Source organism: Streptomyces sp. WM6386 (genome assembly GCF_000972385.1).
Taxonomy (GTDB): Bacteria; Actinomycetota; Actinomycetes; order Streptomycetales; family Streptomycetaceae; genus Streptomyces.
Map to the genome: position 1 here is coordinate 19,538 of NZ_JXTE01000010.1, position 17,071 is coordinate 36,608.

19 protein-coding genes and 1 pseudogene are annotated in these 17,071 nt (G+C 69.5%); 15 read left to right on the plus strand and 5 right to left on the minus strand.

The genetic code is table 11. From position 1 onward, the window contains the following. Window positions 1-71: 71 nt before the first annotated feature. Window positions 72-1,505 (minus strand): hypothetical protein, encoded by a 1,434-nt coding sequence (locus TN53_RS08460; protein WP_046257794.1) that lies wholly within the window; start codon window positions 1,503-1,505, stop codon window positions 72-74. A gap of 216 nt (window positions 1,506-1,721) precedes the next feature. Between TN53_RS08460 and lipB the strand changes: the two genes are divergently transcribed. The 4 genes from lipB to TN53_RS08480 all read left to right on the plus strand — a co-directional run bounded on the left by lipB (window position 1,722) and on the right by TN53_RS08480 (window position 4,908). Continuing rightward, window positions 1,722-2,519, plus strand: a complete 798-nt coding sequence (lipB, locus tag TN53_RS08465; protein WP_046257795.1) for a lipoyl(octanoyl) transferase LipB — start codon at window positions 1,722-1,724, stop codon at window positions 2,517-2,519. Window positions 2,520-2,711: 192 nt separating this feature from the next. After that, window positions 2,712-3,677 (plus strand): lipoyl synthase, encoded by a 966-nt coding sequence (gene lipA, locus TN53_RS08470; RefSeq protein WP_046257796.1) that lies wholly within the window; start codon window positions 2,712-2,714, stop codon window positions 3,675-3,677. Between the two features lie 268 nt (window positions 3,678-3,945). Further along, a complete protein-coding gene (locus TN53_RS08475) occupies window positions 3,946-4,146 on the plus strand; it encodes a hypothetical protein (RefSeq protein ID WP_046257797.1) in 201 nt (66 codons plus the stop codon). 60 nt (window positions 4,147-4,206) lie between these two features. Next, window positions 4,207-4,908, plus strand: coding sequence for a DUF4191 domain-containing protein (locus tag TN53_RS08480; protein WP_046257798.1), 702 nt, complete (start codon window positions 4,207-4,209; stop codon window positions 4,906-4,908). A gap of 65 nt (window positions 4,909-4,973) precedes the next feature. Here the strand turns inward: TN53_RS08480 and TN53_RS08485 are convergent, their stop codons facing one another. Then, the gene (locus TN53_RS08485; protein WP_046257799.1) at window positions 4,974-5,444 is read right to left on the minus strand and encodes an RDD family protein; all 471 of its coding nucleotides are present in this window, start codon (window positions 5,442-5,444) and stop codon (window positions 4,974-4,976) included. Window positions 5,445-5,643: 199 nt separating this feature from the next. On the opposite strand from TN53_RS08485, the gene glnA reads away from it, so the two are divergent. The 4 genes from glnA (at window position 5,644) to pspAB (ending at window position 9,061) form a co-directional block, all read left to right on the plus strand. Next, window positions 5,644-7,053 carry a type I glutamate--ammonia ligase gene (glnA, locus tag TN53_RS08490; RefSeq protein ID WP_046257800.1) on the plus strand — a complete coding sequence of 470 codons (1,410 nt, stop codon included), beginning with the start codon at window positions 5,644-5,646 and terminating at the stop codon, window positions 7,051-7,053. A 121-nt stretch (window positions 7,054-7,174) separates the two neighbouring features. After that, the gene (locus TN53_RS08495; RefSeq protein WP_046257801.1) at window positions 7,175-7,432 is read left to right on the plus strand and encodes a hypothetical protein; all 258 of its coding nucleotides are present in this window, start codon (window positions 7,175-7,177) and stop codon (window positions 7,430-7,432) included. Window positions 7,433-7,553: 121 nt separating this feature from the next. Continuing rightward, complete coding sequence (gene htpX, locus TN53_RS08500; protein ID WP_046257904.1) at window positions 7,554-8,471, plus strand: zinc metalloprotease HtpX; 918 nt, start codon at window positions 7,554-7,556, stop codon at window positions 8,469-8,471. 5 nt (window positions 8,472-8,476) lie between these two features. Beyond that, window positions 8,477-9,061: a PspA-associated protein PspAB gene (gene pspAB / locus TN53_RS08505; RefSeq protein ID WP_046257802.1), complete on the plus strand. Its 585-nt coding sequence runs from the start codon at window positions 8,477-8,479 to the stop codon at window positions 9,059-9,061. A gap of 31 nt (window positions 9,062-9,092) precedes the next feature. Here pspAB and TN53_RS08510 read toward each other — a convergent pair whose 3' ends face one another. After that, on the minus strand, window positions 9,093-9,377 hold the full coding sequence (locus TN53_RS08510) for a hypothetical protein (RefSeq protein WP_046257803.1): 285 nt from the start codon (window positions 9,375-9,377) through the stop codon (window positions 9,093-9,095). Between the two features lie 229 nt (window positions 9,378-9,606). Between TN53_RS08510 and TN53_RS08515 the strand changes: the two genes are divergently transcribed. Together TN53_RS08515 and TN53_RS08520 are read left to right on the plus strand one after the other, a co-directional pair. Next, complete coding sequence (locus tag TN53_RS08515; protein ID WP_046257804.1) at window positions 9,607-10,119, plus strand: DUF1269 domain-containing protein; 513 nt, start codon at window positions 9,607-9,609, stop codon at window positions 10,117-10,119. 29 nt (window positions 10,120-10,148) lie between these two features. Next, complete coding sequence (locus TN53_RS08520) at window positions 10,149-11,753, plus strand: alpha/beta fold hydrolase (RefSeq protein ID WP_046257805.1); 1,605 nt, start codon at window positions 10,149-10,151, stop codon at window positions 11,751-11,753. An 18-nt stretch (window positions 11,754-11,771) separates the two neighbouring features. Here the strand turns inward: TN53_RS08520 and TN53_RS08525 are convergent. Then, window positions 11,772-12,026: pseudogene (locus TN53_RS08525) on the minus strand (DUF2252 family protein); the annotation flags it as partial. 45 nt (window positions 12,027-12,071) lie between these two features. Continuing rightward, on the minus strand, window positions 12,072-12,380 hold the full coding sequence (locus tag TN53_RS08530; protein ID WP_046257807.1) for a hypothetical protein: 309 nt from the start codon (window positions 12,378-12,380) through the stop codon (window positions 12,072-12,074). Between the two features lie 174 nt (window positions 12,381-12,554). Here TN53_RS08530 and TN53_RS08535 point away from each other — a divergent pair, with 174 nt between their 5' ends. From TN53_RS08535 to TN53_RS08555, 5 genes are all read left to right on the plus strand, one after another. Then, complete coding sequence (locus TN53_RS08535) at window positions 12,555-12,914, plus strand: arsenate reductase family protein (RefSeq protein ID WP_199924534.1); 360 nt, start codon at window positions 12,555-12,557, stop codon at window positions 12,912-12,914. Window positions 12,915-12,972: 58 nt separating this feature from the next. Then, window positions 12,973-13,764 carry a hypothetical protein gene (locus TN53_RS08540; RefSeq protein ID WP_234441528.1) on the plus strand — a complete coding sequence of 264 codons (792 nt, stop codon included), beginning with the start codon at window positions 12,973-12,975 and terminating at the stop codon, window positions 13,762-13,764. A 96-nt stretch (window positions 13,765-13,860) separates the two neighbouring features. Continuing rightward, window positions 13,861-14,529, plus strand: coding sequence for a hypothetical protein (locus tag TN53_RS08545; protein ID WP_046257809.1), 669 nt, complete (start codon window positions 13,861-13,863; stop codon window positions 14,527-14,529). 341 nt (window positions 14,530-14,870) lie between these two features. Continuing rightward, window positions 14,871-15,899 (plus strand): glutamine synthetase, encoded by a 1,029-nt coding sequence (gene glnII, locus TN53_RS08550; protein ID WP_046257810.1) that lies wholly within the window; start codon window positions 14,871-14,873, stop codon window positions 15,897-15,899. A gap of 87 nt (window positions 15,900-15,986) precedes the next feature. Continuing rightward, window positions 15,987-16,907 carry a DUF6891 domain-containing protein gene (locus TN53_RS08555; protein ID WP_046257811.1) on the plus strand — a complete coding sequence of 307 codons (921 nt, stop codon included), beginning with the start codon at window positions 15,987-15,989 and terminating at the stop codon, window positions 16,905-16,907. The last annotated feature ends 164 nt before the right edge of the window (window positions 16,908-17,071 follow it).

A 17,071-nucleotide genomic window follows, 5' to 3' on the forward strand; every position in this document is an offset into this window, starting at 1 on the left:
CGGGGAACTGCGCGACCAGCCACAGCGCCGGCGCGCAGATCCCCACACCCTCCGAAGCTACGGCGAGACTCTCACCCCAGCGCCGCCACCTTGTCCCGATAGCCCCTCACCGGCGCAGCGTCCTTGTACGGCTCCAACCGCTTCTCGAAGTCCCGCACATACTCGATCGCCCGCACCGACCGCATCTCCACAGCGGCCCCCGCCGCCTCCGCCCCGAGCGCACAGGCCTGGTCGAGCTCACCCAGCCCCAGCCGGGCGGAGGCCAGCACCACACGGCAGAACAGCCGGCTGCGGGCATACGCGGGCGCCCGCAACTGCAGGGACCGCTCGGCATGCTGGGCCGCCGCCCGGAACTGCTGCAGATCCCGGTGCGCATGACCGAACTCGTCCGCCAGCTGCGCCTCGTCGAAGAACCGCGCCCAGTAAGGAACCTCGTCACCGGGCCGGGCCGCCTCCAGCGCCCGCTCGGCCCGTACCAGCGCCCCCGTGCACGCCCGCACCTCGCCCAGCACCCCGTGCGCCCGCGCCTCGACCGCGTGCAGCAGGGCCTGGACCACCGGCGGGGCATTGGTGCCGACCCCTTGCTGGGCCACCCGCGCCAGCTGCACCGCTTCGCGCCCGTGCCCGAGGTACACCGCCTGCCGGCTCATCGTGATCAGCACGTACGAGCCGTACGCCCGGTCCCCCGCCGCCTGCGCGAGCCGCAGCGACTGCACGAAGTACCGCTGCGCGAGCCCGTGCGCCGCGATGTCGTACGACGTCCAGCCCGCGAGCCTCGTGAGGTCGGCCGCCGCCGAGAACAGCCGACGGCCGGTCTGCTCGCCGTACATACCGCGCAGCATCGGCTCGCACTCGTGCTCCAGGTACCGCACGAGGGCCTGCCGGGCGTGACCGCCGCCGTACATGTCGTCCAGGGAGCGGAACAGGTCGCCGACCGAGCGGAGCGCCGCGATGTCGCCGCCGGTGACCTTCTGGCCGGGTCCGCGCTCCGCGCCGCGCTGGCGGGGCACCGCCGGGCGGCCCTGGGTGGGGACGCGGACCGGCGGCTCGCCGCGGGCCACCTTGTCGTCGGCCCGCCCGATCAGCCAGTCCCGGCTGGGCACGACGAGCCCCGCCGGGGTGAACGCGATCTTGCGCAGCTCGGCGTGGCTGCCGGAGTCCTTGCGCCACAGCCCGCTGACGATGTCGATGGCCTCCTCGGGGGTCGCGGCGAACTCGAGACCGGCGTACACCGGCGCGCAGGCGTCGAGCCCGAGGTCCTGCGCGGAGAGCCGGCGCCCCAGCCGTCGGGTGAAGACCTCGGCGATGAGAGCGGGTGTCGTGCCCCGCGGCTGCTGTCCGCGGAGCCACCGGGTCACGGATGTCTTGTCGTATCTCAGATCAAGCCCGTGTTCGAGACCGAGCTGGTCCACCCGACGGGCGAGCCCCGCGTTGGAGAACCCCGCTTCTGCGATGAGCGCGGCGAGCTGGCGGTTGGGAGTGCGCTGCGCGGGTCGTTCCGTCATCTGGGGTGGTGTCTCCTGCCCGGATTGCCTGTGAGCAGCCCTTATGGCCTCTATAGGACGGCGCGAATGTAGCGGAGAGTGAGCAGACGATCGCACACTTCGACGTTCGTTCATCCGATCGTGTGAGGATTGACCGCACGGCTGACGCGAGACGGCGAGTCGTACAGTGGCGTAGGCACACTTCGTGCCTTACGACTCTCCGGGGAGGCGCTTGCCGTGAGTGAGCTGCGGTTCGTCCGTATGGGGTTCGGCGCGGACGCCGTCGAGTACCAGGAGGCGTGGGACGAGCAACGCCGGGTGCACGCGGCACGGTTCGCGGACGAGACCCCCGACACCGTCCTGCTGCTCGAACATCCGCCGGTGTATACGGCCGGACGGCGCACGACGGACAGCGAACGCCCCCTGGACGGCACCCCGGTCGTCGACGTGGACCGCGGCGGCAAGATCACCTGGCACGGCCCGGGTCAGCTGGTGGGCTACCCCATCCAGAAGCTGCCGCGTCCGGTGGACGTCGTGGCGCATGTACGACGCCTTGAGGAAGCCCTCATCCGCACCTGCGCGGAGTTCGGCGTGGAGACCAGCCGGGTCGAGGGCCGCAGTGGCGTATGGGTGCTCGGCGATCCGGTCGAGCGGCGCCCGTCCATCGGGGGCCTGTCGCTGGACCTCGACCCCCGTCTGCACGACGAGGAGTTCGACCCGCGCATGAACGGCCCCGAGTACGCCCCGTCCAACGCCGGCCAGCGCCGCGAGGACCGCAAGATCGCGGCGATCGGAATCCGGGTGGCCAAGGGCGTGACGATGCACGGCTTCGCGCTGAACGTGAACCCGGACAACCGCTGGTTCGACCGGATCATCCCGTGCGGGATCCGGGACGCGGGGGTTGCGTCCCTGGCGAACGAACTCGGGCGGGACGTGACGATCTCCGAGGTGCTGCCGGTTGTCGAGCGGCACTTGAAGGATGTCCTTGAGAATGCCGATCTGAAGCCTCGGGAGATCGAGAAGACTCCGGCGTGAACGGTCGGTGGTGAGCTGCGGGCCGGTGGGGGCTTGTCGCGCCCACGCGGCGGAGCCGCATATCGATGCAGCCCCGCGCCCCTGGGTGGGGAATGGTGCCCGGCGCCCAGAGGTTGGCCTCGGCTGTAGGGCCCTACAAAACACGGGCGTACCCTGGTGTACGCCGAAGAATCGAAGCTACAGGGAGCCGATGTGTCCGCAGTCACACCCGACGGACGCAAGATGCTGCGCCTGGAGGTCCGGAACGCCCAGACCCCCATCGAGCGCAAGCCCGAGTGGATCAAGACCCGGGCGAAAATGGGTCCCGAGTACACCGCGATGCAGAAGCTCGTGAAGAGCGAGGGGCTCCACACGGTCTGCCAGGAAGCCGGCTGCCCCAACATCTACGAGTGCTGGGAGGACCGCGAGGCCACCTTCCTCATCGGCGGCGACCAGTGCACCCGGCGCTGCGACTTCTGCCAGATCGACACCGGCAAGCCCGAGGCGCTCGACCGCGACGAGCCGCGCCGCGTCGGTGAGTCCGTGGTCACCATGGACCTGAACTACGCCACCATCACCGGCGTCGCCCGCGACGACCTGGAGGACGGCGGCGCCTGGCTGTACGCCGAGACGGTCCGCCAGATCCACCAGCAGACCGCCGGGCGCGAGAGCGGCCACACCAAGGTCGAGCTGCTCGCCCCCGACTTCAACGCCGTGCCGGAGCTGCTCCAGCAGGTCTTCGAGTCCCGCCCCGAGGTCTTCGCGCACAACGTCGAGACGGTCCCGCGGATCTTCAAGCGCATCCGCCCCGGCTTCCGCTACGAGCGCTCGCTGAAGGTCATCACCGAGGCCCGTGACTTCGGCCTGGTGACCAAGTCCAACCTGATCCTCGGCATGGGCGAGACCCGCGAGGAGGTCAGCGAGGCGCTGCGGCAGCTGCACGACGCCGGCTGCGAGCTCGTCACCATCACGCAGTACCTGCGCCCGAGCGTCCGCCACCACCCCGTGGAGCGCTGGGTCAAGCCGCACGAGTTCGTGGAGCTGAAGGAGGAGGCCGACCAGATCGGCTTCTCCGGTGTGATGTCCGGCCCGCTGGTCCGGTCCTCGTACCGCGCCGGCCGGCTGTACCAGATGGCCATCGAGAAGCGTGGCGCGTACGTCGCGTCGCAGGCGGTCTGAGGACATCGACCTGGCACGGAGTGCCACCGGACGCGTGTGAATCCGAGCACAAGCAACTACCGCTCGGTAGTGACCGATTGACGCGGCCCTGGGCGTCCCCGCAGATGGGGGCGGTACCAGGGCCGCTTCATCGTTCTCGCGCCGCAAATCAAGGCTTCATTGGTGTTTGACCGGTCGGTCACGCCCTGGTAACACCAATCAGTGACCCTGGTTGTACAGCCCGTGCACCACTCACCAGAGCCGCTATCCCTGAGGAGGGACCTCCATCATGCAGGCCGCGCCGGTTCGCGCCACCGCCATCCCGTCGTTCACCGATGCACTCCGTGCCGTCGAGTCGTTGCTCATGAGCAGCGGCCAGCGCACCGCCCGCCGCAACGCCTGGACGTCCGTCCTGGAGGACCGCCGCCGCGCCAAGGACAGGGTCGAGGCGCAGCGCGTGCTGGAGCAGTCGTTCACCGTCCGTCCCTGAAGCTTTTCCTCCGGGACACTGCCGTCGTCTGCGCTCCTCGGGCCACGTAGACTTCGTCGCATGGCGAGAAGTGACAGTGCGGCCGATGCCGCTAACCCCGGGCGACTGAAGCAGATCGCCCTGACGTACAAGATGACCCGCAAGGCCGACAAGACGATCGGCCTGGTGCTCGCGGGCGTCTTCCTCCTCATCCTCGGTGTCTTTCTCGCGATCGGCTTCCTGATCGGTCACCCGGTCTACCTGGGCATCCTGGGCATCCTGCTCGCCTTCCTCGGAACGGCGATCGTGTTCGGACGCCGGGCCGAGCGGGCCGCCTTCGGACAGATGGAGGGCCAGCCGGGCGCTGCCGCGGCCGTACTGGACAACATCGGCCGGGGCTGGACGACGACCCCCGCGGTGGCGATGAACCGCAGCCAGGACGTGGTGCACCGGGCCGTCGGCAAGGCCGGCATCGTCCTGGTCGCCGAGGGCAACCCGAACCGGGTGAAGAGCCTGCTGGCCGCCGAGAAGAAGAAGATGAACCGGATCGTGGCGGACGTGCCGGTGCACGACCTGATCGTCGGCACGGGCGAGGACCAGATCCCGCTGAAGAAGCTGCGCACCAGCATGCTGAAGCTGCCCCGCGTGCTGACCGGCCCCCAGGTGACCGCGACCAACGACCGGCTGCGCGCCCTGGGTGACCTGATGAGCAACATGCCGCTGCCGAAGGGGCCCATGCCGAAGGGCATGAAGCTGCCCAAGGGCGGTCCGAAGGCGCGCTGATCGACCTCCTACGACGAAGGGGGCGCCCGGAGAGATCTCCGGGCGCCCCCTTCGTCGTAGGAGAACTAGATCCGCACCTCGACCGTGCGTGCCAGCCTGTCGTGCAGGCCCCGGCCGTCGCGGTCCCAGATCAGGGCCGGGACGGCGATGCACAGCAGGGCGCTGCGCAGGAGGCCGCGGAGCGGGCTCGGGCGGCCGGTCGCCAGGTCGACGACGCGCAGGCCGAAGAGGCGCTTGCCCGGGGTGTAACCGATGGTCCCGACCGTGAGCACGCTCATCACGAAGAAGACCAGCAGCGCCCAGTTCGAGGTCGCCGGGACCTCGTAGCCCTGAGTGATCAATTGGGATGCAATCAGAACGCTCATCGCCCAGTCCACGGCGAGTGCTCCGAGCCGCCGCCCCGGCCGGGCGATGGAGCCCGGCCCCTCCTCCGGCAGGCCCAGCTGCTGCCCGCGGTATCCGAAGTCCACACCGGCTTGCTCGGCGGCCGCACGGGGCCCCGAGAGCCACGATCCGATTGCTTCCCTCTTGTCCACCCGTCCACCGTACTGCCCGCGTTTCGGGATGCGGACAGGTGGGGTGCGGAGCGGGATGTCCGGTTAACTTGTGCGAAACAAATGGGTCACGCCCGAGAAATCACGCGTCCCTAGTGTCGTCGTCATCGTGTGCCACCGCACTGGCCGCACAAACGAACTACCACCCCGGCATGGAACCGTCGGGGGTAGGAGGAGCTGGATGTTCCAGAACGCCGACGAGGCCAAGAAGTTCATCGCGGACAAGGACGTCAAGTTCGTCGACGTCCGTTTCTGCGACCTGCCGGGCGTCATGCAGCACTTCACGCTGCCCGTCGAGGCGTTCGACCCGGACGAGGAGCTCGCGTTCGACGGCTCGTCGATCCGTGGTTTCCAGGCCATCCACGAGTCCGACATGGCGCTGCGCGCCGACCTGTCGACCGCGCGGATCGACCCCTTCCGCCGCGACAAGACGCTGAACATCAACTTCTTCATCCACGACCCGATCACGGGCGAGCAGTACAGCCGTGACCCGCGCAACGTGGCCAAGAAGGCCGAGGCCTACCTCGCGTCGACCGGTATCGCGGACACCGCGTACTTCGGTCCCGAGGCCGAGTTCTACGTCTTCGACAGCGTCCGTTTCGCCACCTCGGCGAACGAGAGCTTCTACCACATCGACTCCGAGGCCGGCGCCTGGAACACCGGTGCGGTCGAGAACAACCGCGGTTACAAGGTCCGCTACAAGGGCGGCTACTTCCCGACCCCGCCGGTCGACCACTTCGCCGACCTGCGTGCCGAGATCTCCCTCGAGCTGGCCGCCTCCGGCCTCCAGGTCGAGCGCCAGCACCACGAGGTGGGCACCGCCGGCCAGGCGGAGATCAACTACAAGTTCAACACGCTGCTCGCCGCGGCCGACGACCTCCAGCTCTTCAAGTACATCGTGAAGAACGTGGCCTGGAAGAACGGCAAGACCGCGACCTTCATGCCGAAGCCGATCTTCGGTGACAACGGCTCGGGCATGCACGTCCACCAGTCGCTGTGGACCGGCGGCCAGCCGCTGTTCTACGACGAGGCGGGCTACGCGGGCCTGTCGGACATGGCCCGCTACTACATCGGCGGCATCCTCAAGCACGCCCCGTCGCTGCTGGCCTTCACCAACCCGACGGTGAACTCCTACCACCGTCTGGTCCCGGGCTTCGAGGCGCCGATCAACCTGGTGTACTCGCAGCGCAACCGCTCCGCGGCCATGCGTATCCCGATCACGGGCTCCAACCCGAAGGCCAAGCGCGTCGAGTTCCGTGCGCCCGACTCCTCCGGCAACCCGTACCTGGCCTTCTCCGCCCTGCTCCTCGCGGGCCTGGACGGCATCAAGAACAAGATCGAGCCGGCCGAGCCGATCGACAAGGACCTCTACGAGCTGGCTCCCGAGGAGCACGCGAGCGTCGCGCAGGTCCCGACCTCCCTCCCGGCCGTCCTCGACCGCCTCGAGGCCGACCACGAGTTCCTCCTCCAGGGCGACGTCTTCACGCCGGACCTGATCGAGACGTGGATCGACTTGAAGCGCACGAACGAGATCGCGCCGCTGCAGCTGCGTCCGCACCCGCACGAGTTCGAGCTGTACTTCGACGTGTGATCGAACCTGGGCCGGTTCTCCCGGCTCTCTCGGCGCCCCCGTTCCTGGTTTCTCAGGGCGGGGGCGCCGTCGTATGGTTTCGGGAACAGACGTGCGAGAAGGGCGACCGGGGGTTACGGGGATGGCCGAACAGGACGACGAGGAGCGGGAGTTCGACATCCGGTGGGCCGACGGCGCCGAGGAGAAGGAGCCCTCCGCACGGGCCCGGATGCTCGCCGCGCGCTGGAAGGAGAACCCGCCTGAACCGCAGCCGTTCCGACCGGAACCGCAGCGGGTACGACGGCCGCGGTCGCCGTGGGTGTCGACGGTGGTCGTCTTCGGGATCGTGGCGGCGGTCATCGTGCTGCTGGGGTACACGAACTTCCGGGCGCCGTATTAGCGGACCGCGCCGGGCTCAAGGACTGAACCTTTGCTGGTCCTAGAGGTGATCACGACCGCTTCATGGTGGGGGCGGGTGCACACTGGCAGTGGGGCGAGTGCCTGACTGCGGGGTGATGCAGATGCAGAGCCGTTTCCGGAGCGATCGGCGGCTGACCGTGCGGATGGCGGTCACGCTTTTTCTGCTCGGACTGCTGTACGTGGCCTTCGTTGCCGCGTTGATCGTGTTGCTGAAGTCCTGGCTGCTGGTCGTGGTGATCGCCGCGGGGATGCTGGGCGCGCAGTACTGGTTCTCCGACCGGGTCGCGCTGTTCGCGATGCGCGGGCGGGTCGTGGAGCGGGAGGAGTATCCGCAGTTGCACGGGGTCGTCGACCGGCTGTGTGCCATCGCGGACATGCCCAAGCCGGTGGTCGCCGTGTCGGACATCGACATGCCGAACGCCTTCGCCACCGGGCGGAATCCGGATCATGCCGTGGTGTGTGTGACGACGGGACTGCTGCGGCGGCTGGCGCCCGAGGAGCTGGAGGGTGTGCTCGCCCACGAGCTGTCGCATGTGGCGCACAAGGACGTCGCCGTCATCACCGTCGCTTCCTTCCTCGGCGTCCTGGCGGGGCTCATCGTGCGGTTCGCGTTCTACTCGCAGATCTTCAGCGGGCGCAAGGACCAGAACACCGCCGTCGTCTTCGCGGGGGTGATGGGGGTCTCCGCGGCCGTGTACGCCCTCTCCTTCCTGCTCATCCGGGCCCTGTCCCGGTACCGCGAGCTGGCCGCCGACCGGGCCGCCGCACAGCTGACCGGACGGCCCTCGGCGCTGGCCTCCGCACTCACCAAGGTCTCCGGGGACATCGCGAGGATCCCCACCAAGGACCTGCGGACCGCGCAGGCGTTCAACGCCTTCTACTTCACCCCGGCTCTCGGGTCCGAGCCCGGCATCGCCCGGCTCTTCTCCACCCACCCGAGTCTGGAACAGCGACTGGATCAACTGGGCCGGATCTCCACCGAGTTGGGTGAGGCCGCGACCCCGGGGAAGGCGGACTGACACCCATGGGGCTGCTGGACATTCTGCTCGGGCGTACGAAACCGGTCGCGCCCGATCTCGACCAGCTCTTCGCACTGCCGTCGGCGGCCGTCACCCTGGAGGCCGCCGCGGGGTTCACCCCGACCGGCAGCGGGGCGGTGTGCTTCGCCACGGTCGAGGGCGCCGCGTTCGAGCAGACGCACCGGGAGGTGCAGGCACTCCTCGACGCGGACGCCGACCGCGACGGCCCCCCGGTCCAGCTGCGGCGCGACGAGTACGGCTACTCCTGGCTGGTCTCCGAGCGGGCCCCCGACGAGCTTCCCCAGCTCGTGAACGACCTGCACGCGGTGAACGCCTCGATGGAGGTCAACGGCTTCGGCCCGCAGCTGCTGTGCTCGCTGGCGGGCTTCCGTGACGGCGAGGGCCGTACGCTCGCGCTGGTCTACCTCTACAAGCGCGGTACCTGGTTCCCGTTCGCGCCACTGCCCGACGGGGGGCAGCGGCGCGACAACTCGCTGGAACTGCGGGTCAGAGCGGCTCTCGGGGACGATCTGCGGATCGAGCAGGATCTGAGCCGCTGGTTCCCGGTGTGGGGCGCCCCCGGCCTGTGACGCCGGTGGCCGGGGAGCGCCCGGCAAGGGCTCACTTGCCCTTCTTCTCGCGCTCCTGACGGCGGGACTCGAAGGGGCGGTCGCGGCGGTAGCGGCGCTCCCACTTGGCCTGCTTGTCACGGCGCTCCCGGTACGCCCGGTAGTCGCTGGGCATGACTCCGGACGAGGAACCGCCCCGGGAGGAGGGCGTCGAGGACGCGCCTCGCCCGTACTGCATGTACAGGAAGAGCACGGCAGCGGCGGCGAGCCAGTAGACGTTGTTTCCGAATCCGAGGACGACCAGGACCGCGGCCCCGGCCATGACGATGGTGCCCATCACGGGCCTCCGTGTGCGTGGGTGGGTGAGCAGCAGAGTAGTCCCGGGGCCGCCCGGTGAAACCGGTCCTGCGGCAAGCGGTGGGGAGCAGCTCCGCAATGCGTGTCCAGCGTAGGGAGACGGTCACTGCGTGTGCATCTCCTTTTCCCGCTCCCTGGCGTGCGCCCCGCATTCCGGGACCCTAGAGTCGGGCGAAACGTCACATTGCACCAATAAGGGGTGTTCCCGGATGAGTGATCTCTTCGTCGTCGCCTACAACGACCTCGCCACCGCCAACCAGGTCCGCGAGAAGGTGATCGAGCTGTCCAAGCAGCATCTCCTCGAGCTGGAGGACGTCGTGGTCGTCGAGCGGCGCGAGGACGGCAGGATCAAGCTGCACCAGGCCGTCAACCACACCGCCGTGGGCGCGGCGGGCGGCGCCCTGTGGGGCGGCGTGATCGGGCTGCTCTTCCTGGCCCCGCTGCTCGGCGCGGCGGTGGGTGCGGCGGCAGGCGCCGCCGGGGGCGCGGTCACCGACACCGGCATCAACGACAACTTCATGAAGGACCTCAGCCAGAACCTCCGGCCCGGCGCCGCCGCCCTGTTCGTCCTGGTCAAGCAGGCCGCCCGGGACAAGGTGATCCCGCAACTCACCCCGTTCGGCGGCGAGTTGGTGCAGACCTCGCTGAGCCAGGCCGACGAGGACCATCTGCGCGAGGCGATCGCGGCGGCGCGGTCACCGAAGGCGGAAGCCGCTTCCTGACGCCCGGGCCGCCATGAGTGAATGAGGTCATGATCTCCTCGTTCACTCAGCACCATGACGGCGAACGGCTCAGCGGGGTGTACGGCGGCGGTGGTCCGGACCGGGCCACCGCCGTTCTGCTGCATGGGGCGGGCAACGGCAGCAAGGAGCGGCTGGCGCCGGTCGTGGCGGAGTTCGCGGGCCGGGGCTGCGGCGTCCTGGCGCTCGACTTCTCGGGGCACGGCGAATCCACGGGTGAGCTGCGGGAGTTGAGTCTGCGACGGCGCTTCGAGCAGGCCGTCGCGGTGATCGACGCGAGAGTGCCGGCGGACGGGTCGCTGATCCTCGTCGGGTTCAGCATGAGCGGGCAGACGGTGGCGGATCTCGTACGGCACTACGGGGAGCGCGTGACGGCGATCGGGCTGTGCTCGCCGGCGGTGTACGCGGCCGAGGCGTGGGATGTGCCGTTCGGCAGCGGGGACAGCCGGTTCCGCACGATCCTGCGCACCCCGGACAGCTGGCGCGGGGCGCCCGCGCTGGACGCGCTGCGGGCGTACGAGGGGCGGGCGGTGCTCGCCGTCCCGGGCCACGACGAGGTCATCCCGCCCGCCGTGACGGAGGCCGTCCAGGACGCGCTGGCCGCGCGGTCGCAGTACACGCGCCTCGAACTCCCCGACGCCGAGCACCGATTGGGCCTCTGGTGCCACGATCACGCCGACGACCGGCGCGAGTTCGCCGACGCGCTGCTGGTCGAGGGCTGGACGGCGACCCGCGCCTGGGTGGCCAAGCAGCTTCCCGCGGGCCGTACGGTCGCCACCACCCGTTTCCTGTCCGGCGGTTGGAGCTCGCAGATGCGCGCCCTCACACTCGACGACGGCTCGGACCTCGTCCTGCGCTCCTTCGTGAAACCCTTCTTCCGGCACCACGCGCCCGGCCTCCTGAACCGTGAGGCGTCGATCTTGACCCTGCTCGCCGGCCAGGACGGCATCCCGGCCCCCGAGCTGCTCGCCGTGGACGCCACGGCCGAACACAGCGATCACCCGGGCCTGTTGATGTCCCGGCTGCCGGGCCGGGTGCGGGCCGACGAGGAGGATCTCGAACGGCGACTCGATCTACTGGCGGCCCAACTCGTACGGATCCACCAGGTCGTACCCGGCGAACGCCCGCGCGCCTATCAGGCCTGGACGTCACCCGAGCGGGTGCGCGTACCCGAGGGCGCGCTGTGGGAGCGGGCCGTGGACGTCATCCGGCGCGAGCCGCCGTCGTACGAAGGCGTCTTCCTGCACCGGGACTTCCACCCCGGGAACGTGCTCTTCACCGACGGCCTGCGGATCAGCGGTGTCGTCGACTGGGTCGAGACCTCGTGGGGCCCCGCCGACCTGGACGTCGCCCACTGCTCGACGGCGCTCGCGCTGCTGCACGGGCCCGAGCACGGGCTCGGCTTCCGGGACCGCTACGAGGCCCAGGGCGGACGTCGACTCGCCGACGGCACGGATCACCTGTACTGGCGGCTGCTCGACTCCCTCGCCTACGCCCCCGACGCCGGGAAACTGGCCGGGCCGTGGCGCGAGCTGGGGCGGACCGAGCTGACACCGGCGGTGCTGGGCGGGCGGCTGGAAGCCTATGTGGGCGGGCTGTTGGAGCGGTACGCCTGAGGGCTCGGTCGCGGGTCGTCAGAGTTCCGGGGCCGCTCTCACCACTCCCGCGGCGACCGTGGCGGCCAGGGTGGCGTGGTCGGTGATGGTCTGGGCGGCATAGGTCCGGGCGAACTCCGCGACGGCCTGGTCGAAGGTGTCGGCCTTGCCCAGGTAGGCGGCGATGGCGATGCGGTCGCCGGAGCGGGCGTGGGCCCGGGCGAGGGCGGTGCCGCAGAGCCGGGCGTACGAGGTGAGGGCGGCCGGGGTCATGCCGGCCACGACGCGATGTCCCAGCGCCGGGCACCCCGAGCGGCACGGGGTACCCGGCGCCACGGCTCACCGCGCGTAACGCATCAGCGCCCGCACCATGTGGCACGTCGTGTCCGACGGCGGATGGACGCCGATCGTCTCCGCCGTGGTCCGTATCGTGTCGTTGCGGGCCTGGTTGGGCAGATAGACGCCCGAGTCGAGCAGGGCGATGGCGAGCCGCATCGCCTTGAGGCGGCGGTTGTGCGTGATGTACCACTCGCGCGGGCGTCCGGGCGGCAGTGCGCGCTTCTCCACGGGCGCGTACGGCAGGTCCAGCAGCACCGGGTGCTGAGCGGTCGACCGGGTGGGCAACGGCTTCAGTGCGGCAGCGGGCACAGGCATCCTCCTGTCGCGGTCAGGGTCTCCACGGAGGGCCACGACGCCCCCCGCAACACCCTCGAACACTTCTACTATTCTACCCTCCGCCACTGACAAAAGGCCCTGGCCACAAGGGCTTTCGGGGCCGCTGTGACCCAGGTGGAGAACGGGTTTTCGCGTACCGTGGGCGGCATGGAGATCTGGATCAACCCGGCCTGTTCCAAGTGCCGCAGCGCCCTCACCCTGCTCGACGCCGAGGGCGCCGACTACACCGTCCGCCGCTATCTGGAGGACGTACCGAGCGAGGCCGAGATCAAGGACGTACTCGACCGCCTCGGCCTCGAACCGTGGGACATCACCCGCACCCAGGAGGCCGCCGCCAAGGAGCTCGGGCTCAGGGAATGGGCCCGGGACGAGTCCTCGCGGGACCGCTGGATCAAGGCGCTCTCCGAGCATCCCAAGCTCATCCAGCGGCCGATCATCACGGCGGAGGACGGGACGGCGGTGGTCGGCCGCACCGACGAAGCCGTACGGGATGCTCTGTCCCGGTAGGCAAGTGATTGTCGGGCGGCGGGAGTTCGGGGCCTCGGCGCTGTTACCCTCCGCCGCCATGAGCTTCGGTGATCAAGGAACGCCGTACGGGGCCGTGGACCCGTACACCCAGTGGGTGGTCGAGCAGGAGCGGATACGCCGGCGGCGGCGCACCCGGCGCGCGGTGGCCGCGGGGACGGGCGTCGTCCTCGTCGCGGCGATCGCCGCGGGAGCCGTGCTGTTCGCGGGCGGAGACGGTGGCGGGGAGGCGACCGCTCCCCCGTCGTCGGCGGCCGCGTCCGTCACCGCGTCCCTGCCCTCCGACGCCCCGTCCGCCCTGCCCTCCCTTCTCTCCCGGCCCGTGATCCGTCCGGAGCAGGCCTTCCCCGCGAAGAGCGTGCGGCTCGGCGACGGCTCCCGGTACGAGCGCGTCGACCTGGCCACCACCACCGACTGCTCCGAGGGCATGTCGCCGGAGCTGGCCGCGCTGATCCAACAGGGGCAGGGGTGCAAGCGGTTGACCGCCGCGCTGTTCACGGACGCCGAGCGGCGGTCGCAGGTGACGGTGACCGTGCTGAGCTTCCGGACCGTCCAGGACGCCTCGAAGGTGTTCGCGATGGCCTCGATGGACCCGGTGACCTATCAGGTGGTGTCGCTCGATCCGCCGCCGGAAGCCGGGCTGCCCACCGTGCCGCCCGGGTCGGCCGGGGTGTTCCGGCGGTTGATGACCGTGCGGTCCGTGGTGTTCGCCAACGGACAGTGGGGGGACGGGACCGAGACCGACGAGGCCGCGATCACCGAGGAGACCGAGGATCTCCTCCAGTACGCCGACGACAACGTGGTGGCGTACGAGGACCCAAGTACTGTGTGACGCAGGTTACTTCAGTGACTCCTGTAACCGCTGAGTAACCTCGTTCGGTATCTCGTACATAGCGGCGTACGCTCCCCGACCTCTCAGGAGGCGCGCATGTCGCGTAGGAGAACTGTCAGTACGGGCAAGAAGGTCGCGCTGTTCGTCGGTGCGGCCGCGGTGGCGGGTGGCGGGGCCTTCGTCATGGCGAGCACCTCGAACGCCTCGCAGGCTCCGCAGAATGTGCGGACCAAGGCCGACTCGGTCGTCTGCCAGGGGCTTGCCACCGCCCTCGGCAACAACCAGAAGTTCATCGACGGTCAACGGGCCGCTCCGGACGCGCAGTCCACGGCCCGGATCGCCAACCGCGAGGCCGTCATCGCACAGATCAAGGTGCAGCAAGAGGCGTCCGGGTGCGCCGTTGGGGAGTCGGCTCAGGACTCCCAGGCGGCACAGCCGGCCACACCGAGCGCCGCGGCGAGCGCGGCACCGAGTGCGGCACCGAGTGCGGCGCCGAGCGCACCGGCCGCCGCCTCGGGTCAGCAGGTCTGCAACGGCTCCACCGTCACCCTCTCCGGCGAGGGCGGGGCACCTGCCGCCTCCAGCAACCAGTTCCCGGCGGGGACGAAGCTGAAGGTCACCAACCTGGACAACAACAAGTCCACGACGGTGGAGGTCACTTCGGTCTCCGGCAGCTGTGCCCTGCTCAACAACGCCGCTTTCGAGCAGGTCCGCGAGCCCGGGAAGTTCCTGATCCGACGGGCCCTGATCGAGAAGGTGGGGTGAGGCCGACGGCGTAGAACCGCGTACGTGTCACAGTCCCGCTGTTCGCGGCCACGAACAGCGGGACCTCCACGTCTTCGGTAACCGCATCGCATACGAGCCATCGCGCCGTACCACCGCGAGCAGGGGTTTCTGTCGGCTTTCTGTGTCGGCTTCTGCACACCGGCCGTCCTCACGGCGTGAGACGCGCCACAGAACCACCAGGTAACACGGGGTTCACATTGGAGCAATGATCGGGAAATCGCCTGTTGACAGGCTGCCGGGCATCAAGCGCGGCGTTTCAGTGCCGCAGCGCCGCAGCACCCGCACATGCGCCTAGAGACCCACCCCGAAGGATGTGTCCCGTGACCTTCAAGGCTGAGTACATCTGGATCGACGGCACCGAGCCGACGGCCAAGCTTCGCTCGAAGACCAAGATACTCGCCGACGACGCCAAGGGCGCCGAGCTGCCGATCTGGGGCTTCGACGGTTCCTCCACGAACCAGGCCGAGGGTCACGCGTCCGACCGTGTGCTCAAGCCGGTGTTCACCTGCCCGGACCCGATCCGTGGCGGCGACGACATCCTGGTCCTGTGTGAGGTCCTCAACATCGACTTCACGCCGCACTCCTCCAACACCCGCGCCGCGCTGGCCGAGGTCGCCGAGAAGTTCGCCGCTCAGGAGCCGATCTTCGGCATCGAGCAGGAGTACACGTTCTTCAAGGACGGCTACCCGCTCGGCTTCCCCAAGGGCGGCTTCCCGGCCCCCCAGGGCGGCTACTACTGCGGTGTCGGCGCCGACGAGATCTTCGGCCGTGACGTCGTCGAGGCCCACCTGGACAACTGCCTGAAGGCGGGTCTGGCGATCTCCGGCATCAACGCCGAGGTCATGCCCGGTCAGTGGGAGTTCCAGGTCGGCCCGGTCTCCCCGCTGGAGGTCTCCGACCACCTGTGGGTGGCCCGCTGGCTGCTCTACCGCACCGCCGAGGACTTCGACATCTCCGCCACCCTGGACCCGAAGCCGGTCAAGGGCGACTGGAACGGCGCGGGCGCGCACACCAACTTCTCCACCAAGGCGATGCGCGAGACGTACGAGGCGATCATCACCGCCGCCGAGTCGCTCGGTGAGGGCTCCAAGCCCCTCGACCACGTCAAGCACTACGGCGCCGGCATCGACGACCGTCTGACCGGTCTGCACGAGACCGCCCCGTGGAACGAGTACTCCTACGGTGTCTCCAACCGTGGCGCCTCGGTCCGTATCCCGTGGCAGGTCGAGAAGGACGGCAAGGGTTACATCGAGGACCGCCGTCCGAACGCCAACGTCGACCCGTACCTGGTGACGCGTCTGATCGTCGACACGTGCTGCTCCGCGCTGGAGAAGGCCGGTCAGGTCTGATCCGCCGGCCAGTGGCTTCTTGAGGGGCGTCCACCTTCGGTGGGCGCCCCTCGGTGCGTTGTCAGCGGGACGTGCGAAGGTGGGGGCATGGAGATCGACGGGGGCTCGCTCGACATCAAGGTCGAGACGGAGAACTACGAGACGCACACCCGGATTTCGGCCGCGCGCCTGCGCGAGCTGGTGCACCGGATCGGGGGCAGCGGCGATCACTTCCTGATCGCGCAGCGGATACCGGACCGGCCGGCGGTGTTCATCCAGGTCGCCCACGAGCCGGGTGGGGTCTACGAGTTCCAGCACCGCACCGGCTCGGTCCCCCACATGTGGGTGACCGAGGTGACGGACCCGGACCTCGTCGCGGACGTCATGGCGCGCTGGGCGCGGCAGGAGAAGGACTGGGACGCCGGGGTCACCTGGCAGCGCGACGAGCTCGCGGCGCCCCAGGAGGTGCCGCCGCCCGACCCGGAGGTCGCCGCGCAGGCCGAGAAGTACGTGCGCGAGACGCTTGCCGACGGCTATCTCGGCCTCAAGGAGATCATCCGCGAGACCGTGTACATGGTGGAGGACCGGCTCACCACCGCCCAGGCCCGCCCGATCGTCGAGCGGCTGTGGCTGGAGCGGGTCGAGGAGCAGGAGACCTGGTCGGGGCCGACCGACCCGGACCGCCTGGAGCGGGCGTTCGCCGCGCTGGAGGGCGACGGCATCGTCGCGCGGGAGAACTTCACGTGTTGCGGCGGCTGCGGGAAGGCGGAGATCGGCGCCGAGATGGCGGACGCGGGCGCCCGGGGATTCGTCTTCTTCCACTACCAGTGCACCCGTAGCGCGGCCGAGCACGACGAACTCACCCTCTACTACGGAGACATCGACAACAGCCCGGAGGCCACCGCCGCCGTGGGCCGCAAGATCGTCGCCGCTCTCGATGCCGCCGGGTTGTCCACGGAGTGGGACGGCAGTGCGGACAAGACCATCACCATCACTCCCCTGGTCTGGCGCAAACGCCTGATGGGGTGAGGCACACCACGCTCGATTTCCTGTCGAAGAAGCGTCCAAGCAGTGAGAGGAGTCTCCTGTTGCGGGCCTGTGTCTGCTTCAATGAGCGCATGGCCAGCTTCCAGAACCCCAGCGCGACGGGTCGCCATGACCTCGAGCCGTTCTGGCCCTCCCGTCAGCACCAT